At 68.2% G+C, this 23,254-nt stretch carries 16 protein-coding genes; 10 read left to right on the top strand and 6 right to left on the bottom strand.

The features are described from left to right. Window positions 1-147: 147 nt before the first annotated feature. Complete coding sequence (locus ACWGIC_RS18275) at window positions 148-1,449, bottom strand: PucR family transcriptional regulator (RefSeq protein WP_452077112.1); 1,302 nt, start codon at window positions 1,447-1,449, stop codon at window positions 148-150. A gap of 350 nt (window positions 1,450-1,799) precedes the next feature. On the opposite strand from ACWGIC_RS18275, the gene ACWGIC_RS18270 reads away from it, so the two are divergent. Further along, window positions 1,800-2,525 carry a hypothetical protein gene (locus ACWGIC_RS18270; protein WP_452077111.1) on the top strand — a complete coding sequence of 242 codons (726 nt, stop codon included), beginning with the start codon at window positions 1,800-1,802 and terminating at the stop codon, window positions 2,523-2,525. Continuing rightward, complete coding sequence (locus ACWGIC_RS18265; protein ID WP_452077110.1) at window positions 2,526-2,912, top strand: GntR family transcriptional regulator; 387 nt, start codon at window positions 2,526-2,528, stop codon at window positions 2,910-2,912. It abuts the gene before it with no gap. Between the two features lie 146 nt (window positions 2,913-3,058). Here ACWGIC_RS18265 and ACWGIC_RS18260 read toward each other — a convergent pair whose 3' ends face one another. The 4 genes from ACWGIC_RS18260 to ACWGIC_RS18245 form a co-directional block, all read right to left on the bottom strand. Then, on the bottom strand, window positions 3,059-3,850 hold the full coding sequence (locus ACWGIC_RS18260) for an arginase family protein (protein WP_452077146.1): 792 nt from the start codon (window positions 3,848-3,850) through the stop codon (window positions 3,059-3,061). A 125-nt stretch (window positions 3,851-3,975) separates the two neighbouring features. Next, a complete protein-coding gene (locus tag ACWGIC_RS18255) occupies window positions 3,976-7,353 on the bottom strand; it encodes a pyruvate carboxylase (RefSeq protein ID WP_452077109.1) in 3,378 nt (1,125 codons plus the stop codon). Between the two features lie 142 nt (window positions 7,354-7,495). Then, window positions 7,496-8,428: a S8 family peptidase gene (locus ACWGIC_RS18250; protein ID WP_452077108.1), complete on the bottom strand. Its 933-nt coding sequence runs from the start codon at window positions 8,426-8,428 to the stop codon at window positions 7,496-7,498. A 173-nt stretch (window positions 8,429-8,601) separates the two neighbouring features. Further along, window positions 8,602-9,819 carry an erythromycin esterase family protein gene (locus ACWGIC_RS18245; protein WP_452077107.1) on the bottom strand — a complete coding sequence of 406 codons (1,218 nt, stop codon included), beginning with the start codon at window positions 9,817-9,819 and terminating at the stop codon, window positions 8,602-8,604. 31 nt (window positions 9,820-9,850) lie between these two features. Between ACWGIC_RS18245 and ACWGIC_RS18240 the strand changes: the two genes are divergently transcribed. After that, window positions 9,851-10,501: a TetR/AcrR family transcriptional regulator gene (locus tag ACWGIC_RS18240; protein ID WP_452077106.1), complete on the top strand. Its 651-nt coding sequence runs from the start codon at window positions 9,851-9,853 to the stop codon at window positions 10,499-10,501. Between the two features lie 778 nt (window positions 10,502-11,279). Next, the gene (ileS, locus tag ACWGIC_RS18235) at window positions 11,280-14,420 is read left to right on the top strand and encodes an isoleucine--tRNA ligase (RefSeq protein ID WP_452077105.1); all 3,141 of its coding nucleotides are present in this window, start codon (window positions 11,280-11,282) and stop codon (window positions 14,418-14,420) included. Window positions 14,421-14,552: 132 nt separating this feature from the next. Here ileS and ACWGIC_RS18230 read toward each other — a convergent pair whose 3' ends face one another. Further along, on the bottom strand, window positions 14,553-15,530 hold the full coding sequence (locus ACWGIC_RS18230; protein ID WP_452077104.1) for a LuxR C-terminal-related transcriptional regulator: 978 nt from the start codon (window positions 15,528-15,530) through the stop codon (window positions 14,553-14,555). A gap of 384 nt (window positions 15,531-15,914) precedes the next feature. Between ACWGIC_RS18230 and ACWGIC_RS18225 the strand changes: the two genes are divergently transcribed. The 6 genes from ACWGIC_RS18225 to ACWGIC_RS18200 all read left to right on the top strand — a co-directional run bounded on the left by ACWGIC_RS18225 (window position 15,915) and on the right by ACWGIC_RS18200 (window position 23,248). Then, window positions 15,915-16,046, top strand: coding sequence for a hypothetical protein (locus ACWGIC_RS18225; protein ID WP_452077103.1), 132 nt, complete (start codon window positions 15,915-15,917; stop codon window positions 16,044-16,046). Window positions 16,047-16,147: 101 nt separating this feature from the next. Then, complete coding sequence (locus tag ACWGIC_RS18220) at window positions 16,148-17,299, top strand: SagB/ThcOx family dehydrogenase (RefSeq protein ID WP_452077102.1); 1,152 nt, start codon at window positions 16,148-16,150, stop codon at window positions 17,297-17,299. After that, the gene (locus ACWGIC_RS18215; RefSeq protein ID WP_452077101.1) at window positions 17,289-18,290 is read left to right on the top strand and encodes a nitroreductase family protein; all 1,002 of its coding nucleotides are present in this window, start codon (window positions 17,289-17,291) and stop codon (window positions 18,288-18,290) included. The genes ACWGIC_RS18220 and ACWGIC_RS18215 overlap by 11 nt, the downstream gene beginning before the upstream one ends. 2 nt (window positions 18,291-18,292) lie before the next feature. Further along, the gene (locus ACWGIC_RS18210) at window positions 18,293-19,618 is read left to right on the top strand and encodes an MATE family efflux transporter (RefSeq protein ID WP_452077100.1); all 1,326 of its coding nucleotides are present in this window, start codon (window positions 18,293-18,295) and stop codon (window positions 19,616-19,618) included. After that, the gene (locus ACWGIC_RS18205) at window positions 19,606-21,012 is read left to right on the top strand and encodes a hypothetical protein (RefSeq protein ID WP_452077099.1); all 1,407 of its coding nucleotides are present in this window, start codon (window positions 19,606-19,608) and stop codon (window positions 21,010-21,012) included. Before ACWGIC_RS18210 ends, ACWGIC_RS18205 begins: the two co-directional genes overlap by 13 nt. After that, window positions 21,005-23,248, top strand: a complete 2,244-nt coding sequence (locus tag ACWGIC_RS18200) for a TOMM precursor leader peptide-binding protein (protein ID WP_452077098.1) — start codon at window positions 21,005-21,007, stop codon at window positions 23,246-23,248. Before ACWGIC_RS18205 ends, ACWGIC_RS18200 begins: the two co-directional genes overlap by 8 nt. Window positions 23,249-23,254 lie beyond the last annotated feature (6 nt).

The following is a 23,254-nucleotide window of genomic DNA, read 5'->3' as shown; positions in this document are numbered from 1 at the left end:
ACGAAGCTCTCGCCAGTCGGCGGCGAGGCATTCGCCGGTCAAGGGCGAAGCTTTCGCCGGTTAGCGACCAAGCTCTCGCCAATCGACGGCGAAGCTCTCGCCGTCAGCGACTAAGCTCTCGCCAGTCAGCGGCGAGGCTTTCGCCGATCAACGGCGACTCGGCGAGTCCTCGCAGGAGGCGGGCCGACGGCTGGCCGGCACCACGTTCGCCCCGGTGAGGTGCTGCGGCGGCCAAGGCACTCTCGAACGTGGCCGGTCGTCCGCGGCCGCGCGCAAGACCAGTTCCATTTCGAACCGCGCGGCCGGATCGCGCAGCAGCTCGCCAAACGTCGCCTGCAATTGGCGCATGCGGTACCGCACAGTCTGCGGATGGACTTGCAGGCGCTCGGCGATTTCGACCACGTTCGCCTGACTGTCGAGCCAGGCGCGCAGGGTTTCGAGCAGCCGGTCCTGTTGTTTGTCGGTCATGTCCGCCAGCGGGGCGAAAAGCCGGGTGCGAAGAAGCTCGGTCAGCGCGCCGTCCGAATGCACCAGCAAAGCAGCGAGGTGTTCCTCCGCGCGGAGCACCCGCCCAGCAGGGATTCGCCCCCTATCGGCGAGAACCAGTGTGCGGCGAGCCCAGCGCAGGGAATCGGCGAGGCTCGCCAGCGGCACACACGGCCCGACGGACAACCGGCAATTCGGCAGCGCGGCCTGGAGGGTCGCGAGCCGCGCGCCGTTGACCTCGCCGGGTACGACGATGCACGGCTCGGCGGAGTCCAGTTCCGCCAGAACGTCCGAGTCCAACGTCGCGTGGCGGCGGGCCCTGCCGTTCAGCGGCGATTGGACGGCGATCGGCGACGCCTGCTCCGGCACCTCCCAGCCGGTGAGCTGCGCCAGCTCCGCGATCGCTTTCGGCGGAGCGGCCGGCACCTCCAGCAAGACGCCGAGCAGCCGTCGCCGCCAAGTGTCCAATGCACCGGCGGTGCGGGCTTTCGCCTCCAAGTAGCCATCCAGCGCGACAGACGCCAATTCGTCCATAAACGCCAACATGGCGTCAGCCAGCTGCGACATCACCGCCGACGAAAGGCCAGCTCGCCGTCCGACGCGCATGATCCGGCGCCACGACACGCGCGCGCCGACCCGGTAGGCCGACTGCAGGGTGTCGAGGCTCCGTCCTTCCCGCATCTCGTTCTGGCCGAGCCGATGGTGCACCTCGTGCGACTGCTCCTTCGACACCCGCGGGTCGGCGATCTGCGCGACGAACAGCGTGATCGCGTACTCGACACCCGCGCGGATCGATCTGCCGTACGGACCGTCGAGCGGCCGCGCGTAGGCGGGAATCGTCGCGCGGATTTCGTCGACGATCTCGGCGGACAGGCTCGCCAGCTCGGGCCGCAGGATCTCGGCGAGTTTGCGCGGCAGCGCAGCCGACGGCACAGCGTGATCGAGTCCCCGCTCCACCGACATCGCAGCTCCTTCGCTCCGCCCCGGTTCCCCGGCCGCGCCACAGCGCGGCCGGAAGCCCCCGCATCCGTTGAGGGGTGACACCCGACACATCGAAAAACCAACGCCAAATGTGTCACCACTCCGCGAAGAAACCGATTTCTTGTCACGTTCGTGACAAGTTCACGAGGTCAGAGCAGCACATCGCGACAACACACCACCAGGCGCGCTACGCCCTGCATACAAACGGGCGAACCCGGATGCCTGCCTTCAGCGGCGGCCCAGCGGGCACCGAAAACGACCACAGAGCGTCACCCGGCAGAGTCGCTCGCCCTCTTGTAGCATGCACTTGATACAAGAGGGAGGGGTCCACGATGCAACTCGACTCGGCGCTCGCCGTCGCGGGCATCACCGGCCTGTTCGGCCTGATCATCCTCGTCGCGTTGTGGCCAGGCGAGAAGCAAGGTGCCCGGCTGCTCGCGAAATGGGGCGTGCGGAACCCGACCGCCGACCAGGTGCCGGTGGCCGTGCGCTACCTGCGCCGTCGGCGATTCTGGTATCCGTGGCTGTTCCTCGGCCTCCCGCTCATCCCGGGCGCGGCGAATCTCGTCGGCGAACGGAACGCGAACTCGCTGGTGTTCGTGGTGCTGCTCGGCGGGCTCGCCGCCGAAATCCTCGCTCAGCGCCCCTCGCGGGAACCCCGCAGGGAAGCCGTGCTCGCACCGCGCGGCGTGCTCGATTTCGCTCCGTTGTGGACGATCGTCGTCTCCGGGCTGGCCACCGTCGCCGCTGTCGTGCATCTCGCCGTTGTGCGGCAATGGGGCCCGCTGGCGGTGACCGTCGGCGCGGCCGCGGTGTCGTGGATCATCGTGCTCCTCGCGGTGCGGCGTCCGGCCGCCGGCGACCCGGAGGTCGACCTGGCGCTGCGCGTTCGCAGCGCCCGCGTCGCACTCGGGCTCGGCACCGGAACGGCTGCCACGCTCGGCTGGACTGTCGGAGACCTCACCTCGTTCCTCGCGTTCGTGGTCACCGTCGCCGCGTTCCTCGCGATCGTCGGCCCGCCGTCGAAGCAGCGCGCGACAACCACGGCAGCGCGGTAGATGCCGCTGCGAGTAGTGGTCGACGCCGAAAGCGGGGTTCCGCCCTGGCGTCAGGTGCACGACCAGATAGTCCGCGCGATCACGACCGGCTCCCTTGCCCGGGACGCCCGTCTGCCGCCGATCCGTCAGCTTTCGAGGGACCTCGGGCTCGCCTCCGGGACCGTCGCCCGCGTGTACCGCGAGCTTGAGGCCGCCGGCTGGGTCACCACCGCACGAGCACGCGGGACCGTCGTGACCGGCCCGGCCGATCGGCCGGATGCGAGCACGCTGCTTCGCAACGCGGCCGCCGAATACGCCCGGCACAGCCGGGAACTCGGGGTCGCGCCAGACGAAGCCGTCGACGCCGTGCGCGTGGCATTGGCGAGCCTGGACGCACCGTCGCAGTGAATCCGGGTTTTCGTCCGGCCGGCGCGGTAATCGCCGTTCTGTGAACCGTCTTCCGCACGGTCTCGGGCACACCTCCTTCTTGCCCGTGCGTTCCCCTGGTCCACTCATCGGACGAGGCGCGGATCTCCCTGCCTCGACGCGGAGGTTCAGCCCTCCATCAGCACCCTCCCCACCGCGGCCAGCACGGGTTCCAGCGCGGCGACTTCCGCGCCGACGCATTCCGTGATGCCCGCACCGACGACCTCCATTCCGGAAAGCCCGTCGATTGCTTCGGCCAATTCTGCGATCGTGAGCCCGCCGGGCTCCGGATAATTCACTCCGGGAAACTCTTCGGGATCAAGAATGTCCAAATCCACATGCAGATAGACGCGGTCGGCTCCCGCGGCGGTCAACGCTCCGGCGACGTCGTCGGAGCGCACGGCGAGACCCGCGGCGATGGCTTCCTCTTCCGCGGGGTCGAGCGAGCGGGCGCCGTACAGCACCGCCCGGCCTCGTTCGATGGCCGGGCTCGCGGCGAAATCCTTGTCGCCCTCGCCGAGCAGCGACCGCAGCACCATGCCGTGAAACGCGCCCGACGGCGAGGAATCCGCCGTGTTCAAGTCCGCGTGCGCGTCGAACCACGCGACCCCAAGCGTTGCGCCGTAACGGAAACGCGCGACGCCGACCGGGACCAGCTCGACGCCGCAGTCGCCGCCGATCGTGAGCACCGGGCCTTCCGGCGCTTCGAGCGCAGCGAGCTGCAGCTGCCGGTTCGTGCCCGTGAGCACGGCCCGGTTGGCTATCCCGGTGACGACGCCGGACGTCGCGGCGTCCTGGCGTACGTGGTGCACCGGCTTGCCGAGCACGTGCCCGGCCAGTTCGGAAAGTGCGCGGCAGCCCTCGACCAGCCCCTTGGCTCGGGGACTGATCGCGCCCTGCCATTGCGGCACCGCGTTTATCCCCCTCCCCCCCCGCCAGCGCGAACCCCCCGGAAAAAGCGAGCAGTAAATAGTGCGAGGGGTCCCCTCGCTCCTATTCGGAGCGAGGGGACCCCTCGTGCGGTAAAAAGTGGCGCGAACGCGGGCTATTCGAGCACGATAAGAAGGTCTCCGCCCTCGACCTGCTGAACGGAGGTGATTGCCAGCCGCCCGACTTTGCCCGCCGCCGAAGCGGTGATCGACGCTTCCATCTTCATGGCCTCGATCGTCGCCACGGTCGCCCCTGCCGCCACCTCGTCGCCCTCGGCCACCTGCAGCGTCACCACGCCCGCGAACGGCGCGGCGATCTGCTTCGGGTTGCCCTTCTCGGCCTTTTCGGTGGCCGGGATGTCCGAGGCGATGGAACGGTCCCGGATCTGGATCGGCCGGAGCTGGCCGTTGAGCGTGGACATGACGGTCCGCATGCCGCGTTCGTCGGCCTCGCCGATGGCTTCCAGCTCGATGAGCAGCCGGACGCCGGGTTCGAGGTCCACCGAGTACTCCTCGCCCGGGCGCAGACCGTAGAAGAAGTCCTTGCTCGGGAGCACGCTGGTGTCGCCGTAGGCGTCGCGGTGCGCGAGGAATTCCTTGGTGGGCCCGGGGAACAGCAGCCGGTTCAGCGCGCCGCGGCGGTTGTCGGCGAGTTCCTTGTGGTCCTCTTCGGACAGTTCGGCGACCGGTTTGGCCGCCGAACGGCCTTCGAGCGCCTTGGTGCGGAACGGTTCCGGCCAGCCGCCGGGCGGGTCGCCCAGTTCGCCGCGCAGGAAGCCGATCACCGAGTCGGGGATGTCGAACTTGTTCGGCTCCGCCTCGAAGTCCTCCGGGGAAACACCGGCGCCGACGAGGTGCAGCGCGAGGTCGCCGACCACTTTGGACGAAGGCGTGACCTTCACGAGGTGGCCGAGGATCTTGTCCGCCGCGGCGTACATGGCCTCGATGTCCTCGAACCGGTCGCCGAGGCCCAGCGCGATCGCCTGCGTGCGCAGGTTGGAAAGCTGGCCGCCGGGGATCTCGTGGTCGTAGACGCGCCCGGTGGGCGACGCGAGACCGGCCTCGAACGGGGCGTAGATCTTGCGAACGCTCTCCCAGTACGGCTCCAGGTCGCCGATCGCGTGCAGGTCGAGACCGGTGCTGCGGTCGGAGTGGTCGGTGGCCGCGACGATCGAGCCGAGCGACGGCTGCGACGTGGTGCCCGCCATCGAGGACACCGCGCCGTCCACCGCGTCGGCGCCGGCCTGGATGGCGGCCAGGTAGGTGGCGAGCTGACCGCCCGCTGTGTCGTGCGTGTGGATGTGCACCGGAAGGTCGAATTCCTTGCGCAGCGCGGTCACCAGCCGAGCCGCGGCGGGCGCACGGAGAAGGCCGGCCATGTCCTTGATCGCGAGGACGTGCGCCCCGGCTCCGACGATCTGCTCGGCGAGCTTGAGGTAGTAGTCGAGCGTGTAGAGCTTTTCGTTCGGATCGGACAGATCGGAGGTGTAGCAGAGCGCGACCTCGGCGACCGCGGTGCCGGTGGCGCGGACGGCTTCGATGGCCGGCCGCATCTGCTCGACGTCGTTGAGCGCGTCGAAAATGCGGAAGATGTCGATGCCGGTCGCGGTGGCCTCCTCGACGAAGGCCGTGGTGACCTCGGTCGGATAAGGCGTGTAGCCCACGGTGTTGCGACCGCGCAGCAGCATCTGCAGGCAGATGTTCGGCACGGCCTTGCGCAGCTGCTCCAGCCGTTCCCACGGGTCCTCGGCGAGGAAGCGCAGCGCGACGTCGTAAGTCGCGCCGCCCCAGCACTCCAGGGACAGCAGCTGCGGCACAGTCGCGGCGACAACCGGGGCGACCGCGAGCAGATCCTTCGTCCGCACCCGCGTCGCGAGCAGCGACTGGTGTGCGTCGCGGAAGGTGGTGTCCGTGACGCCGAGCTGCGGCGTTTCCCGCAGCCAGCGCGCGAATCCCTCCGGGCCGAGTTCGGTCAGCTTCTGCTTGGAGCCGTCCGGAGGAACGAGATCCGCGGGCAGCTTCGGCAGTTTCGTCGCGGCCTCGGGCGTGCGCGGACGCTCGCCGTGCGGACGGTTCACCGTCTGGTCGGCGAGATAGGTGAGCAGGCGCGTGCCGCGGTCGGCGGAGTGGCGCGCGGTCAGCAGATGCGGCCGCTGCTCGATGAACGACGTGGTGACGTTGCCCTCGCGGAAGTCCGGGTCGTCCAGCACCGCCTGGAGGAACGGGATGTTCGTCGCCACCCCGCGGATGCGGAACTCGGCGACCGCGCGGCGGGCGCGGCCGACCGCGGTGCGGAAATCACGGCCGCGGCAGGTGAGTTTCACCAGCAGCGAGTCGAAGTGGGCGCTGATCTCGGTGCCGGAGAACGCGGTTCCGCCGTCGAGCCGGATGCCCGAGCCGCCCGGCGAGCGGTAGGCGCTGATCATGCCGATGTCCGGGCGGAAACCGTTGGCCGGGTCCTCGGTCGTGATGCGGCACTGGAGCGCGGCCCCGCGCAGGTAGATCTTGTCCTGGGAAAGGCCGAGGTCGGCGAGAGTTTCCCCGGAGGCGATCCGCAGCTGGGACTGCACGAGGTCGACGTCGGTGACCTCTTCGGTGACCGTGTGCTCGACCTGGATGCGCGGGTTCATCTCGATGAACACGTGCTTGCCCTCGCGGTCCAGCAGGAATTCGACGGTGCCCGCGTTGCGGTAGCCGATCTGCCGGGCGAATTTCACGGCGTCGGCGCAGATCCGGTCGCGCAGTTCGGGGTCGAGGTTCGGCGCGGGCGCCAGTTCGACGACCTTCTGGTGGCGGCGCTGCACCGAACAGTCGCGCTCGAAGAGGTGGATCACGTTGCCCTCGCCGTCGGCGAGGATCTGGACCTCGATGTGCCGCGGTTCGACGACGGCCTTCTCCAGGAACACTGTCGGGTCGCCGAACGCGGACTCGGCCTCGCGCGCGGCGGCCTCGATCGACTCGCGCAGCGAAGCCGGGTTCTCGACGCGGCGCATGCCGCGGCCGCCGCCGCCGGCGACTGCCTTGACGAACACCGGGAAGCCGAGTTCGTCGGCCGCCGCGACCAGTTCGTCGACGTTGCTGGACGGCTGCGACGAACCGAGCACCGGGACGCCTGCCTCGCGCGCCGCCTTGACCGCGCGCGCCTTGTTGCCGGTCAGTTCGAGGATTTCGGCGCTCGGGCCGACGAAGGTGATCCCCGCTTCTTCGCAGGCCATGGCCAGGTCGGGGTTCTCCGACAGGAAGCCGTAACCCGGATAGACCGCGTCCGCACCCGCCTTCTTGGCGGCCTTGACGATCTCCTCAACCGAGAGGTAGGCGCGGACCGGATGACCCGGTTCGCCGATCTCGTAGGCCTCGTCGGCCTTCAGCCGGTGCAGCGAGTTGCGGTCTTCGTGCGGAAACACGGCGACTGTGCCCGCGCCCAGTTCGTAGCCTGCGCGGAACGCCCGGATCGCGATTTCGCCGCGATTGGCCACCAGCACTTTGCGGAACATGCCCGGTCCTTCCCTTTTCGGATCGGTATCGAAGGCACGTTACCCGGTTCGTCCCGCGGTGCGGGAGCCGTAGTCCAGGTGATGGACATCATGCACGCCGACCTGCATGCATGATGCTGGCCGGGGCATCCTTCCGCAACCGTCAGGGCGTTCCCGCAGGCAGTGTGCACAGCAGCCTATTCGCGGTTCCGGAGGGCGCATTCTTGACCACGTTCTGCGTTGCGTCCTGCACAATTGCTTCGCTGACCGCATTGGGTGCGGTATCGGGGTGCGCGGACCGGTAGAGCGTCGCCGCGCCAGCGGTCACCGCAGCTGCCATCGCGGTGCCCGACAGCGTCCCGACCTCCGCGGTCCCGGCGATCGGCGCGGGGATGTCGACGCCTGGTGCGTACAGGTCGAGCGAAGTGCCGAAGTTCGAGAAGGGCGCGACCTGGTCCTGGACGTCAGTCGCGCCCACGGTGAGCGCTTCGGGAACTCGGGCGGGCGAGGTCTGGCTGGCGTCAGTGCTGCCCTCTCCCGCCGGAATCACGATCGGCATCACCGCGGCGACGCCTTTGACCGCGTTGTCGAGCTGCTCGTTCGGCACCCCGCCGATGCCCAGCACCGCGACCGCCGGCTGGTGCGCGTTCTGGGCGACCCAGTTCAGGCCGGCGATGATCGTGTCGGTCGCGCCGCCGCCGGCTTTGTCGAGCACCCGGACCGGGAAGATCTGCGCGCCTTTGGCGACGCCGTAGCTGTGTCCCGCGACGATTCCCGCGACCCGGGTGCCGTGGCCGTTGGTGTCGGCCGTGTCCGGGCCGGTGGTGAGGAAATCCTTGCCCGGCACCACCCGGCCTTGCAGATCCGGGTGTTTGGCGTCAACGCCGCTGTCGATCACGTAGACGGTGACGCCCGAGCCGTCGGAGTCGTAGTGGTACTTCTGGTCGAGGCCGGTTCGCTGGTCGATCCGGTCGAGCGCCCAGCTCGGCGGATTGGCCTGAATCCCGCTCGCCGCCAGCGCGGCCGGTTGGACACCGGCGACCAGCAGAAATGTCAGTGTTGCCGAAAAAAGACCACGCGCCGCTCGGTTCCGCATGCCTGCGGTCGTATCCCGGTCGCCGAGCAGCGGCAACTCGGCGTCACACGATGGGCTGGTCCCTGTCCCGGTGCGCGGCCATCGGACTCACTAGCAAGCGGCTGGCTAGGAGGACGATGACCTGCACTTTCGATGTTTCGCCACTGCGCGGCCAACCGTTGACCGGCTGACAATTACTTCGCGGCCGGGACGTGCGCGCTCACCGACATCGTCGGCAAGTAGACGAGCGCGTCGAAGGCTTGCACCACGTCGACCTTCGTGAACATGTGCGCGTGCCGGAGGCTCGACGGTCCGGTCAGGCCCTGCTCCCGGTCTCGCCGCAAATCGACCACACACGGATCCGAGCCCGCCAAAGCCGCTTCGACACTGCCCTCGGCGGGCGGCTCCAGCTCCTGTTCGTAGACACGGAACCCGAGCCGCTCGGTCTCGTCCGGTTCGAGGCCGGTGGTCGTGCCGATGCCCGCGGTGAGGCCGAGAGCGAAGTAGTCGTCGCCAAACTCCGCTGCGAGGTGCGTGCCCGCGGAAGGGAACGTCATGGTCGGCAAAGCGGCGAAGGGCACTCGCTGCAGATGTCCGTTGTGGACCATCACCACGATCTTCTCGCCTTCGCCGTACAGCCGGCGAAGCAGCTTCACGGTCGCGGCCATGTACGTGTCGCGAGAGGACCCCTGGAGCGACGGTGCGGTTCCGGACATCATCGCGCTGAGTTCGCGCAAGTACATGTCGACGCGAAGCGCGCCGACAGCGTGGTGCTCGGCGATGGCGTACCGGGCTGGCTCACTCCGTTGCCGATAAACCGGCGAAAGGGAACGAAGGTGCGCTACGAGAGTCGTCAACGCAGCGGTCGCCGCATCCCGTTCCGCGACGGACATCGCCGCATAACGGCCAGGCGCGACCGCGCTGCTGACCGCCGAATACGGCTCGGACGCGGTGATCGCGGCGTCGACCAGCGGAAGAACCTCCGGGTCGGCTTCTTCCACGAAGCTGCGGACGACCCGCAACGCCGGCTGCGGCGAACCGGCCGAGCTGGGCAAGTCGAGTCCGGCGAAGCGGACTCCGCCGTGCTTGCGCATCCAGGTCAGCATTTCGTGCACCTCGGCCGAGTCGCCGAGGGAAAAGGTGAACCCGTCTCGCCCCGCATCGGCGACGGTGCCGGGACCGCCGCTCAGCCACTGCTGCACCAACTCGCCCTCGGCGAACCCGGATTCGAAGCCGACCACCGTGAACCCGTGGTCCTCGACAAGACTGCGGAGCAACCGGGCGCGAAGTTCGCCGAACTCGCGGATGTGGTGGTTGTTCTCGCCGATAGCGACGATGCGCGCGTCGCCGATCAGACCGGTGATCGAGGAGACGTCGCCATCCAGCGGCGAACGGGTGCTCAGCGGTGTCATACTGAGGACACTAATGCAACAGGGGTAGCAATTGGCAACCGAGTCACCAGGGACCAGCCGGCCGGGCGGGCGCACGGAACGCACGCGCGTCGCCGTTTTGCGGGCGACGCTCGATCTCCTCGCGGAGGTCGGGTTCGCCGACCTGACGGTCGAGGCCGTCGCCGAGCGATCCGGCGTGCACAAGACGACGGTCTATCGGCGATGGGAATCGCGCGAAGGACTGGTCGCGGCCGCGTTGAGGTTCGGCACAGCCGAACCGTGGAGCCCGGCGGACACCGGTTCGCTTGTTGCCGATTTGAGGCAACTGGCGTCGGACGTGGTGGAGGCGTTGACTTCTCCGGGGCAACGCGAGCTGCCGACAGCCGCGGTGCTGGCGGCCTTCCATTCGGAACAGGCGGCCGAGGCGCTGCGGGAGTTCTATCAGGACCGGCACGCCCGGGCGGCGGTGATCGTGGAGCGGGCGGTCGCGCGCGGAGAGGTCCCGGCCGGCACCGATCCGGATGAGGTGACGCGGACGGTGTGCGGGCCGGTGTTCTATCGGTTGTTCGTGTCGCGGGAGCCGGTGTCGGAGGAGACGGCGGAGGTCGTGGCGGAGGCGGCGGCTGCGGCGGCACGGGCGGGGGCGTTGCGGCGACGGGTGCCTCCGGAAGGCGACGGGACTCAGGTCGAGTCAGCCCGCTGACTGCACGGGCGAAGCGTGGCGTGACGGAAGAAATCGCGGCAGTCCGTCAGCCGGGCGAACGACCAGCTGACGAGGACCGCACCTGACAATCAGCGAACCGCAACCAGACTGGCACAGATGGCCGACAAGGCGAATTCCTGACGGGCGAGCAGCCGGACTCCGCGATACGCCCCCCAGCACAGACTCACGCAGGCGGCGGGCAAGGCGAATTCCCGACAAGCGAACAGCCGGACTCCGCGATACGCCCCCCAGCACGGCAGGAGACAGCAATCATGCTGGGCGACAGAACAACTCAGCACGCACGAACGACCGCGGGGTCTATCCGGACGGGGCTTCCCGCAACGACCTCAGGGACTAAAGGACACGCAGGCCCGCCCACGCCTCTTTCGCCGCGACGACCGCCAATCTGTTTCCTGTCCAGGTTACAGAACTCAGGCGGATCTCGGACAAGAAGACGAAATCAGACCGCCAAGACACCTCGAACTCGCCGCGGATCCAGCGTCGAATCACGATGATCGGGCATTCCGCTCGGGCAAGCCGCGCTGCGGTATCATGGGCCGCGCAAGGCGTTGACGGGGACAAGTATCGGCGAACGCAGCTGGCAGCGACCTGGGGGCGGTGGGAGCCCGGGAGCGTGCGCGGCGGGAAATCACCCCTGAGCCGTCGGAAGAACAGCCTCCGGCCCAGTAGAACCGACAGCACACAATGAGCGGGTCCGCGGCGTGCCGCTGGCCAAGGAGGGTGGTACCGCGGGGCACAGCCTCGTCCCTCCGTTGAGGTGAAACCCGACGGAGGACAGCTGATGTACAACCCGGTGCCCGCGCAGGTCGACTTGCCTGCCCTCGATCACGAGGTGCTCGACTTCTGGCGGGACAACAACGTCTTCGCGCGCAGTCTGTCCGAGCGCGAGGGCCGCCCGGACTGGATCTTCTACGAGGGACCGCCGACCGCTAACGGCATGCCCGGGACGCACCACATCGAAAGCCGGGTCTTCAAAGACGTTTTCCCGCGCTACAAAACGATGAAGGGCTTCCACGTAGCCCGCAAAGCGGGATGGGACTGCCACGGCCTGCCCGTCGAACTGGCTGTCGAGAAAGAGCTGGGCCTGACCGGCAAACCCGACATCGAGAAGTACGGGATCGCCGAGTTCACCGCCCGCTGCCGGGAGTCGGTCACCCGGCACACCGACGCGTTCGCCGAGCTGACCGAGCGCATGGGCTACTGGGTGGACCTGGATTCCGCTTATCGCACCATGGATCCCGAGTACGTCGAATCCGTGTGGTGGTCGCTCAAGCAGATCTTCGACAAAGGCCTGCTGGTCGAGGACTTCCGGGTCGCACCGTGGTGTCCCCGGGACCAGACCGCGCTGTCGGACCACGAATTGGCGCAGGGCTACGAGCTGGACACCGACCCGTCGGTCTACGTGCGCTTCCCGCTGACGTCCGGACCGCTCGCCGGCACCGCCTCGCTGCTGATCTGGACGACGACCCCGTGGACGCTGGTGTCGAACACCGCGGTCGCGGTGCACCCCGACGTCACCTATGCCGTCGTCAGCGACGGAAACGAACGCCTTGTCGTCGCCGACGAACTCGTCGAACCGGCGCTGGGCGAAGGATGGACGCGCACCGGCGAGACCTTCCTCGGCCGGGAGCTCGAACGCTGGACCTACCGTCGCCCGTTCGACCTGGTCGACGTGCCGGACGCGCACATCGTCATCCTCGCCGACTACGTCACGACACAGAGCGGCACCGGCCTGGTGCACCAGTCCCCCGCTTTCGGCGCCGACGACCTCGCCAGTTGCCGCGCCTACGGACTGCCCATGGTCAACCCGGTCCGTCCGGACGGCACCTTCGATTCCGAAGTGCCGCTGGTCGGCGGGATGTTCTTCAAAACGGCGGACAAGACGCTCGTCGACGACCTGCGCAACCGCGAGCTGTTGTTCCGGGAACAACCCTACGAGCACAGCTACCCGCATTGCTGGCGCTGCCACACAGCGTTGATCTACTACGCCCAGCCTTCGTGGTACGTGCGCACCACCGCGGTGCGGGACAAAATGCTTCGCGAGAACGAACGCACCGCCTGGCATCCGGAGACGATCAAACACGGCCGTTACGGCGACTGGCTGAACAACAACGTCGACTGGGCGCTCTCCCGGTCGCGGTACTGGGGCACCCCGCTGCCCATCTGGCGCTGCGAGGAAAACCATCTGACGTGCGTCGGCTCGCTGGCCGAACTCGGCGAGCACGCCGGTCGCGATCTGTCCGGTCTCGACCCGCACCGGCCTTACATCGACGAAGTCGTTTTCCCGTGCCACTGCGGCAACACTGCCAAGCGGGTGCCGGAGGTCATCGACGCGTGGTACGACTCCGGGTCGATGCCGTTCGCGCAGTTCGGCTACCCCCACCAGAACAAAGACCTGTTCGAGCGCAGCTATCCGGCGCAGTTCATCTGCGAGGCCATCGACCAGACCCGGGGCTGGTTCTACACGCTGATGTCGGTCGGCACGCTGGTGTTCGACCGTTCCTCGTACGAGAACGTCGTGTGTCTCGGGCACATCGTCGCGGAAGACGGCCGCAAGATGTCCAAGCATCTCGGCAACATCCTCGAGCCGATCCCGTTGCTCGAACGGCACGGCGCGGACGCGGTGCGCTGGTTCATGGCGGCAGTGGGCTCGCCGTGGGCGAATCGCCGGGTCGGCGACAACACGCTGCAGGAAGCTGTCCGGAAGACTCTGTTGACGTACTGGAACACAGTCGCGTTCCAAGCCCTCTACGGCCGCACCGCGAATTGGGCTCCTTCCGCCGCTGACCCGGCTCCTGCCGAACGGCCCGTGCTCGACCGCTGGCTGCTCTCGGAACTGCACGACCTCGTCCGGCGGACCGACGCGGCGATGGAAGCGTTCGACTTGCAGGAAGCCGGCAAGCTGCTGGCGTCCTTCGTCGACGACCTGTCCAATTGGTACGTACGACGCAGCCGCCGCCGCTTCTGGCGCGGAGACCCCGCGGCGCTGGCGACGCTCCACGAAGCCGTGCGGACGTTGACCCAGCTGCTCGCACCGATCACGCCGTTCATCACCGAACGCGTGTGGCAGGACCTGGTGGTGCCCGCGGAGCCCGCCGCACCGCTGTCGGTGCATCTGGCCGCCTACCCGACGGCCGACGAAAACCTCATCGACGCCGGGCTGAGCGAGCAAATGGCCCTGGCGCGGCGTTTGGTGGAACTCGGCCGGACCGCACGGGCCGAATCCGGGATGAAGATCCGGCAGCCGCTGTCCCGCGCTCTCGCGTCGGCGCAGGGGTTCGGCGAGCTGAGCCCCGAACTGCTTTCCGAGATCGCTGCCGAGCTGAATGTCGGGGCCGTGCTCAGCGTTACCGAGGCAGGCGGGCCGCTGGTCGACATCACCGCGAAAGCCAACTTCCGGCCGCTCGGCAAGCGTTTCGGCAAAGGCGTCCAGGCAGTCGCCAAGGCGATCGCCGCCGCCGACGCGACTGCGTTGCGGGACGCCCTCGCCCAAGGCACTGCGACCGTGATCGTCGACGGGGAAACCGTGTCGCTGTCGCCGGAAGAGGTCATCGTGACCGAAACTCCGCGAGAGGGCTGGGCTGCGGTCGCCGAAGCGGGAGCGACACTCGCGCTCGACTTGTCTTTGACGCCGGAACTTCGCCGCGCGGGGCTGGCCCGGGACGCGATCCGGCTCATCCAGGATGCCAGGAAGTCCAGTGGTCTGGACATCTCCGACCGGATCGAACTGCGGTATCTGACCTCCGATGACGAGACCGGCGAAGCTCTCGCCGAACACCGAGACCTCGTAGCCGAGGAGGTCTTGGCCACCGTGTTCGAGACCGGCGAACCGGGCTGGGACGCGAAACCGCACAACGAACCCAGCCTCGGTCTCACCTTCTGGCTGCGCCGGAACTGACCCCGCGCCCCGGCGGCCGGAGACACCGGCTGCCGGGGCGCTGTTCCGGCACCACCCGCGGTGCCAGGACGGCATAGTGGTGGCCAGCCGCGCTTTCGCGGACACGACTCCACGGGTTCGCCGCCGCGGCGTTTAGTCGAGCCAGCCCAGTTCGGCGACTCGAAGACCGGCCTCGAAGCGGCTGCGCGCGCCCAGACGGTCCATCAGGTCCGCCATCATCCGGCGCACAGTGCGCAGGGACACGCCGAGGCGTTTCGCCACGGCGTCATCGGTCGTTCCGCGCGCGAGCAGCTTGAGCATTTCCCGTTCCTGACCGCTCAGCCCGCGGCTGTCGACGGGAAGCCGGGCGCAGAACGGCACTGCTCCCGACCACAGCTGCTCGAAAAACGCAATGAGCGCGGACACCACAGCCGCGCCGCTGAGATACACCGCGCTGGACCACGACAGCTCAGGGTTGGACGAGACGAGCGCGGCACGACGATCGCCGACGACCATCCGGACCGGCACCACCGGAGCCGTGCGGAGTTCGGCTCCGATTTCCGTCAGTTCGGCCGCGTGCGCGGCGGTCGGCTGGTCGTTGCGTGCGCTGTCGATGTAGATGCTGCGCACCTTCGTGCCCCTGGCCAGCGCCTCCTGGCACAGTTCCGCTCCCGCCACGATCGCCGCCGGAGTTCCCATCCTGCCCGGAATGAGGGAAAGGCACTCTTCCTCTGACTCCCGGGCCACGATGGCGAGCCGATGGTGCACTTCGTCCAGCCCGGTCAGCTGCTCGACCTCGGCCCGGTGCCCGGTCGGAGGCAGGTCCGCCAGCAGCCCGGCCACCGCCGCCTGCGTCGCGAGGAACTCCTCCTGCTTTTTCAGCAGGAGCTCCTGCTGCGACCGCAAAAGCGAATGCAATCCGATCTCCGGATCGACGATGCGGAGCGAACCCGGTGTTTCTTTCGACCTGCGGACGAGGTCGAGCCGCTCAAGCTTGCCGATCGCGACCGCGACGTCCGCACGAGGCAATTCGAGGTTTCCGCTCAGCTCGTTCATGCCCCAGTCGCGGTTTTCGACCATGGAGCGATAGATACGCTCGGACACGGCGTCCAGCCCGAGTTGCCTCAGCACGATCCCCCCTCGGAATCCTCAGTGCTGTGCACGCCATGCGTCGCCACACGGCATCACCATACGTGCACTCAGAGTACGCTAGCACGCCCGCAGGCCGTCGCCAAGCTCGACAAGTACCCAGCTCACGGCGCTTTCCCAGGCGACGGGCACCCCTGGCGCGAAGGGTCGGCAAGACGGTCCTCCTCCGATCGCGGACCCCTCGGAGCCCGGCATGAAGGTGCCAGACACTTTGCTGCCAGCCGCTCCCCCTTCCCGGCGGCCCGCTTTCCCGACAAGATCGTCCTTGTTCCGGAAAATCAGTCCGGAATCCCGGGGAAATAACCCCGGAAACAATCGGAACTCGTCGGCCGACATCCGAATGGCAAAAAACAAGAGGGGAAACATATGAACGAGGAGATCGACATCGAAAAGGAAGCGCTGGAGAACGCGGCGCCGAGCATCGACGCTTTCACCGTGGTGGAAGCCGAGGAACTGCCCGCCGCCCTGATCCAGTACTCGGGCCAGATGAGCTACTGACCGGATGAGTCCGCCGGTGGCGCCGGCGGGACCGCCGGCGCCACCGGTCATCCGGGCAGCGAAAGCACCTTCCGCGAACGATCTCGGCGACTGGACATCCCATGACTGACCCTGACCTGCTCGAAAGCAGCTGGCGGATCAACCCTCTTCTGCGACTGACCCCGCCGGGAGCGATGGGCGACGCGCACTGGGCGGCCGTTCACCTGCTCCGCAAGAAGAAACTCGTCCTCGGCAAGCACGGAGCCGCCATGTGCTTGCTGGCGACGAACCCGGTCACCGGCGGCGAGCTGGTGAACCTGATCCATCACCGCAGCGGCGCCGACAAGCACCGTCTCGAAGAACAGCTCCGCGGTCTGGTCGGCCAGGACGCGCTCGTCGAAGCCGGCGCGGCCTGCGGATGGGCGGAAGAGCTCCTGACGCGGTGGCGCGACCGCGGCTGGATCGAAGCCGCGGACCACCACCTCATGACCTTCGATTACGACTTCTTCGACTACAGCACGGTGGGGTGGAAGAAGGACCTCGAGATCATGCGGGAGTACCGGGCGGAGCAACCGGACCTGATGCGGTTCAAGCCTCCTTCGGCCGGATGCCGGACGATCCGCGGACCGGCCACGCTCACCGCGCTGGCCGGTCTCGATGCCGATTTCGAAGCCTCCGTCCGCGGCCCGGTGGCCGCGCGGCAGCTTGACCGGGCAGCACTTCTCAACGTCCTCGCGGCGGTCTTCGGCGTCACGATGACCGTTCGTGGCAACGACCGCTACGCGCCGCCGATCAGGCGGACCAGTCCTTCCGGCGGCTCCCGGCACCCCTCCGAAGGCTACGTCTGCGTCTTCGACGTTCCCGGCCTCGACGCGGGCTGGTACCACTTCTCGTGCGGAAGCAATGTCCTCGCCAAGACGGCGGGCCTGGACTCAGACGAGGCGGCCGCGGCACTCTACGGCGCGTTTCGGGCCGGCTTCCCCGTCGGCGCGGTCATCGTGATCACAAGCCAGTTCGAGCGAAACATGTACCGGTACCGCGAACCCCGTACGTTCCGGACGCTCTTCATGGACGTCGGGCACCTGCTCGCGACCACTGAACTGGTCGCCCGTTCGCTCGGGCTCGAGCTGTACGGCCAGCACGGCATCGACGACACCTACGTCGAACACGTCTTGGGCCTCAACGAATTCGAAGAAGGCGTCTTGTATTCGATCGCACTGGGCGACGGCGTCGCCGCCCCCGCCGCGGAAGGAGCGGTAAGCCGTGCCAGCTGACCTGACGATCGTCCGCGGGGTTCCGCCTCGCGCGCGCGACTACGACCGGACCGTACCCGTCGAACTGGTCCAACCCGCGCGGGGAAAACGCCTGCGGCTTTCCCGCACCGCCGTGCTCGACTACATCTACGGCGGCGGCAACGAGGACGTCCTGAACGAAGCTCTGAGCGCCGAAACACCGCCGGACAGCCGGATCCAGCACTGGTTGGAACGCAACTGGAGCTGGGCGGCCCCGTACTATCTCGCGTCCAAACGCGTTCGCGTCGCCGACCGCGACGACCCGGACGGCACGACCCGGCGCGAAACGCTGAAGAACTACCTCGAGGAATCGGCCCCGCCCGCTCCCCGGCTGCCGGACGGCGACCGCATTCCGCTCCCCGCGGCGTCCGCGAAGGGAACGCGATCCGTCGGCGATGTGCTGGTGAGCCGGCGAACCGGTCCGCGCCCGGGACTCCGGACGCTCAAGCTGAGCGAACTCGGAGAGGTTCTCGACACCGGGACAGACCTGCTCCGGCGATCGGTGCGGTACGCCTCCGAATACGAGGAGGAACCCCTCCGTTTGCTGAACAGCCTCGGCTGCGCGCTGGACGTCTACGTCGTCGCCTACGACGTCGAGGGGGTGCCTTCCGGTCTGCACCGGTACCTGCTCGGCGACCACGCGCTCGTCACGATGCGCGCCCACGAGGACACCGATGCGCTGCGCGAGGAGATGCAGCGCATCCTGGTCGGGCAACCGGCGCCGCGCACCGCGGCGGCGACGATCGTCCTCGTCGCCGATTTCGACCGCTACCAGTGGCGATACCGCCACGAACGGGCGATGCGCCACCTGTATGTCGACGCCGGCCACGTCGCGGGCTATTTGCTGCTGGCCGCGACTTCGCGGAACAAGCAAGCGCACATCAGCCCGGCGTCCTCGGACACCCGCGGGCTGCGGTTCCTCGAGCGTGACCCGGCGAAGGACCAGATCGTGTACTCGATCAGCTTCTCGTGACGATGACCGGCGCCGAAACGAGCGTGCGGTCGGTCGTCCGGCTGGCGATCCCAGTGGTCCTCAGCGGGATCACCGCGATGCTGTCCAGCGCGATCGATTTGGCCGTGATCAGCCACTACAGCGAAGCCGGGGTCACCTCGGTGGCCGCGGGCGGAGCGATCGTCGACGTCGCCGCCAACGTCCTCGGAGCGGGCCTGGTGGGGTTCCGGATCCTCTGCAACCGCGCGGTGGGCGCGGGCGACGACGCGGAAGCGGCCACGCTGACGAGGGTGACGGCCCGGGCGAGCGCAGTCGTCGCCCTCGCGGTCAGCGCAGCGCTCATCGCCGGCGGTCACGGGCTGCTGACCTTGACGACAGGTTCCGCGGAAGCCGCCGGCGAGGCGTACGGCTACCTCGTTTTGCGGGCGGTCACGCTCGTTCCGCTTCTGCTGACCGGGATCATCACGTCGGCCGCCGCGGCTCGCCGCCGGACGTCGCTTGGGCTGGCAGCGGCCACGACGACGGCCGGGTTGAACCTCGCGCTCGACTGGGTGCTCGTTTTCGGCGTCGGCCCGGCTCCTCGGCTCGGCGTGCTCGGCGACGGGATCTCCACGCTGATCGCTACCAGCGCCGGTTTGGCCGTCGCGTACGTCTTGTCGAGGAAATGGCTGCCCGGGCTGCGAGCGACCCGGCCGGCCACCGCCCGCACCTCCCGCACCGCGGGGGCGATCGCGCGGCTGTCCTGGCCGCCGGCGCTTTCGGCCCTGCTCGACTACGTGGTCAGCCTGGTCCTGGTCGCGCTGGTCGCCCGGCTCGGCACCGCCGAACTCGCCGCTGTCCGCGTGACGCTCGAGGTGCACAACATCGTGTTCACTCTGTTGACCGGTTTCTCTGTCGCGGCCATGGTCACGCTCGGCCGCCTTTCCGGAAACGGCGGACTGTCCGCGGTCGCCGCGGCGCGTGCCTCGACACTCCGCGTCTTGGCGCTCGCCGGACTGCTGCTCGCGGCACTGGTCTTCGCGGCCTCGAAGCCGCTCTCCGAACTCTTTCTCGGCGATCTTCCCTCCGCGGGCCCCGCGGCTGCCGGGATCCGCTGGATCGCCCTCGCTTGCCCGATCGCAGGACTGACGCTGTTCTGGACCGCCCGCCTGCGGGTCGCGAAAGGAACGCGGCACGAGATGGCCGCGAACCTGACGGCCATCGTCCTCGTCCAACTGCCTCTCGGCGTCCTCGGGTACGCGTTCGACCAGATCGGCTTCTTCTTCACCGGCATCTGCGGCTATTGGCTGTGCCGATGCGTGCTCACCGTTTTCTTCGCGAGGAGGGTTGAAGCGCTGTGCCCGACCTGATCGTGCATCCCCAGGTGCTCGTCCTCGCACAGCAGTGCCTGGACTGGCTCATGCGCTTCCGCCCGTTCGAGGCGTGGTTTGAAGGAGCCGAACCGGACGAGCGCGCGACGCAAGGCTGGTCCCGCGACGACGGAAGCATTGCGCTCCAACCTCTTATCGGCGGCATTGCCCACTTGGCGGTCAGGCCCGTCCTCTCCTCGCGCGACCGGGCCGTGCTCGGACAGCTCTCCGACTGGTGCGCCAGGCAACAACGTTGGACAACCCAAGTGCGGAGTTCGCCGCGCGTCTTCGCTCAAACTGTGCTTCAAGCCTGTGTCTACCTGGAGGAGGCCGACGACGGACTGAGCGCGCACACGGTCGACCGGATCCTCCGTGATCTCCACGCTGCTGCTTCTTTCGACCCGGTATCCGAACGCGAGCATCTGAGCCATTCGGCAGAGTTGAGGCACCTGCTCAAGACAAACCGTCTCACCTCGTTCTCCGCCGCCCTGGACAACGCGCAACCATGCTCGGCACGACCTGCGAACCGCGAGCACGCAGCCGAGGCAGCGTCGCTGGTTTCCCCGGAGACGGCAGAGCGAGCTTTGCTGGCCGCCGCCCGGGAATACGAGTCCAGCGTCCGGCAAGAGCTGCCTTCCGCTCTCGACGCCAGGTGGTGCGCGACGAGCGTCGAAGCGATCGTAGAAGACCTCGTGGGCTGCTTCGGCAGCGCAGTGTCCACAATGGAATTCACGGCACCGGTGATCCGGCGCAGTGGTTCAGCGGCAGCGCGCCTTGGCCCGCACGCGTTCTTTCGGCCGGGCAGCGGCGGCGGAGAACTCTTTTGCGGACCGCTGGTTCTGGCTCCGGCAGACTCGCCCGACCCCAGCGAAACGCTGGCCAGGGTGCTGGCGATCGCGCACGAAACGGTCCCCGGGCACAGCTTCCACCATTGTGCCGCCGACCCGGCACTGCGTCCTGTCGCTCCGGTGCTCAAGGACCGCCTCGGCGCCGAGGGGTGGGCAGTGTGGGCGGAAGGTCTGTTGCCCGCGCTGCACCCTGGGCTGACGGCGACGAGCCTGTGGTTCCGGATCAAGCGGCTGCTCCCGTTCTCGATCGCCCGCGTCAAACGCGACGACGGACCCGAGGCGGCACAACGCCTGCTCGACGACGTGTTCGCCGCCGCGCCCTCGCTGGCCGGAGCAGGACCCGCCAGTCATCAACTCCGAACAGTCAACCGCGCCTACGCGGAGGGCTATCTCGAAACTGTGGCCGCGATCGGAGCCGAGCCGGGAGCCGGACACGACTGGCAGCAGGTAGCGGCACCGTATCTCGCAGCCACAGCGATGAGACCGCATCGCGCAGCTTTGTTCGCGACCGCGGTCGTCAGGGGCGAAGGGAATGATCATGACTGAACCCGTCCTCAGGTTCAGGGCGAATTGCCGGCCGTCGGTCGTCGAGGGCGACGCCGTGTATTTGCACGCCGAAGCCGCTCCGGTAGTGCGTCTGACGGGACAGCTGGCTGCTCGCCTCGCCGATGAAGTCGGAACGGGGCGGGCCAAGGCCGACGTGCTGGATCGCTTGTCTGGCGATTTCGGCGAACAACCCGTCCTCGATGCGCTCGACAAGCTCGTCAAGGCCGGATTCCTCGTCGAAGCCGACCTTGACGAGGACAGTTTCGCTGCCGGGTATTGGGAAAGCGCCGGGCTCTCCGCCGCGACGGTGGCCGAAACCTTGCTGGCGAACCCCGTCGAGGTCCGCGCGGCGGGCGAAATCGACGCGCGGCAATTCGTCTCCGCCGCGGAACGCCTCGGACTGCGGATCACCACCTCCGACGCGGCGCTGACGGTCCTGCTCACCGACGACTACCTGCGGCCTGAGGTCGGCGAGTTCAACGCCGAAGCAGTGCGAGACAAGCGGCCTTGGTTCCTGTGCCGGCCGATCGGGACGACGCTGTGGCTGGGCCCGCGGTACTCGCCTGGTTCCAGCGCCTGCCACGCGTGCCTGACGAGCCGGCTCTCCCGCAAAGATCCGGTGGCTTCGTACTTGCGGGCGAACGGCGTCCCCGGAGACTCCTCGCTGGGCGCGACGGCCTGGCTCCCGGCAGCTGCCGAAATCGGCTTCCGGCTCGCGGCGATCGAAGTGGCCCGCTGGATCGCGGGGATCGGAAACGGCCCGGCGGAGTCTCCTCCGGAGCAGGCGATCGAAGTGCGCACACTCGACACCCTGGACTTGCGGGTCCGCCGCCATCGGCTGGAACCCCGCCCGCAGTGCCCGGTCTGCGGCACGCCCTCCCGCCAGACTCGCCGGGCGGCTCGGCCGGTACGGCTGTCTTCGGCCTCGGAGGCCGCGAACCCGGCGGAGTCTCCGGAGGAATTCGTCGCCCGCAATAAGCATTTGGTCAGCCCGGTCACCGGGATCGTCAACCGGCTGGAACGAGTTGTCGCCGAGGACGGCGCGCAGGTGTACCTCGCGGACCAGAACTTCGCGATGCCGATGAGTTCGCGGGCCGACCTGCAGACCGCATTGCGGAGCATCAGCACCGGCAAGGGAAGGACCCGCGGGGAAGCCAAAGCAAGCGCTTTGGGGGAAGCGATCGAACGCTACTCCGGGATGTTCCACGGGGACGAACCTCGGGTCATGGCCTCGTTCGAGGAACTCGACGAACAAGCGATCGACCCCAACGACGTCCATTTGTACAGCGAGCGGCAAATCGTCCGCCGCGCCGAGCACAACGCCCGGGGAATCCGCTCGCAGGCGGTCGACGAACCGCTGGACCCCCTCGCCAGGCTGGAGTGGACGCCGGTCTGGTCGATGACCAGGGGCTGCCGCCGATACCTCCCCACTTCCATCCTTTACTACGGCTACGACGGCGGTCGTCTCTACCGCGGCCACGCGAACTCCAACGGCTGCGCGGCCGGGGCCACTTTGGCGGATGCCGTGCTCCGAGGATTCTTCGAACTGGTCGAGCGAGACGCCGTAGCCGTGTGGTGGTACAACCGCGTCCGCCGGCCCGCCGTCGACCTCGACAGCTTTCAAGAACCCGGGTTCAGCCGCTGGCGAGCAGTCCACGAGGCGCGGGGACGACGCGTAGCTGTTCTCGACCTCACCAACGACCTCGAAGTGCCGGTAATGGCCGCGGTCTCGTGGCGCGGCGACAGCCGGTCCGAAATCGCGATGGGATTCGGCGCTCATTTCGACATTCGCACCGCGCTGGAACGAGCGATGTCGGAATCGAACCAATTCCTCCACGCGGCGGCCCCTATCCGGCCCGGCGGCAGCAGGCCCGTCGGAGATCCGCTCCAGGAGGAGTGGCTTCGGTCGGCCACGCTGCGCACCGAATCCCACCTGGTCCCCGCACCCGGCCCGGCGCGCACCGCAGCGGAATTTCCCGCGCCCGGGAGCAGCGACGTGCTCGACCAAGTGCGGCGCGCGCAGCGTGTGGTGGAGAAACAGGGACTCGAGATGCTCGTACTCGACCAGACCCGGCTCGATGTCGGCGTACCGGTCGCCCGGGTCGTGGTGCCGGGTCTCCGGCACTTCTGGCCGAGATTCGCGCCGGGACGGTTGTACGACGTTCCGGTCAAGCTGGGGTGGCTCGACGCCCGGACCCCCGAACGACGCCTGAACCCCCAGCCGATGTTCCTCTGATCCGGA

It is taken from the genome of Amycolatopsis sp. NPDC054798 (genome assembly GCF_053611505.1).
The sequence above is the reverse complement of the archived record's forward strand: the minus strand, read 5'-3'. Positions and strand labels throughout refer to the sequence as shown.

What these genes read in the sequence shown, in the direction of transcription:
- ACWGIC_RS18200 (WP_452077098.1), top strand. Translation starts at nt 21,005, where the DNA reads ATGACTGAACCCGTCCTCAGGTTCAGGGCGAATTGCCGGCCGTCGGTC.
- ACWGIC_RS18220 (WP_452077102.1), top strand. Translation starts at nt 16,148, where the DNA reads ATGACTGACCCTGACCTGCTCGAAAGCAGCTGGCGGATCAACCCTCTT.
- ACWGIC_RS18250 (WP_452077108.1), bottom strand. Translation starts at nt 8,428, where the DNA reads ATGCGGAACCGAGCGGCGCGTGGTCTTTTTTCGGCAACACTGACATTT.
- ACWGIC_RS18270 (WP_452077111.1), top strand. Translation starts at nt 1,800, where the DNA reads ATGCAACTCGACTCGGCGCTCGCCGTCGCGGGCATCACCGGCCTGTTC.
- ACWGIC_RS18245 (WP_452077107.1), bottom strand. Translation starts at nt 9,819, where the DNA reads ATGACACCGCTGAGCACCCGTTCGCCGCTGGATGGCGACGTCTCCTCG.
- ACWGIC_RS18275 (WP_452077112.1), bottom strand. Translation starts at nt 1,449, where the DNA reads ATGTCGGTGGAGCGGGGACTCGATCACGCTGTGCCGTCGGCTGCGCTG.
- ACWGIC_RS18255 (WP_452077109.1), bottom strand. Translation starts at nt 7,353, where the DNA reads ATGTTCCGCAAAGTGCTGGTGGCCAATCGCGGCGAAATCGCGATCCGG.
- ACWGIC_RS18225 (WP_452077103.1), top strand. Translation starts at nt 15,915, where the DNA reads ATGAACGAGGAGATCGACATCGAAAAGGAAGCGCTGGAGAACGCGGCG.
- ACWGIC_RS18210 (WP_452077100.1), top strand. Translation starts at nt 18,293, where the DNA reads ATGACCGGCGCCGAAACGAGCGTGCGGTCGGTCGTCCGGCTGGCGATC.
- ACWGIC_RS18265 (WP_452077110.1), top strand. Translation starts at nt 2,526, where the DNA reads ATGCCGCTGCGAGTAGTGGTCGACGCCGAAAGCGGGGTTCCGCCCTGG.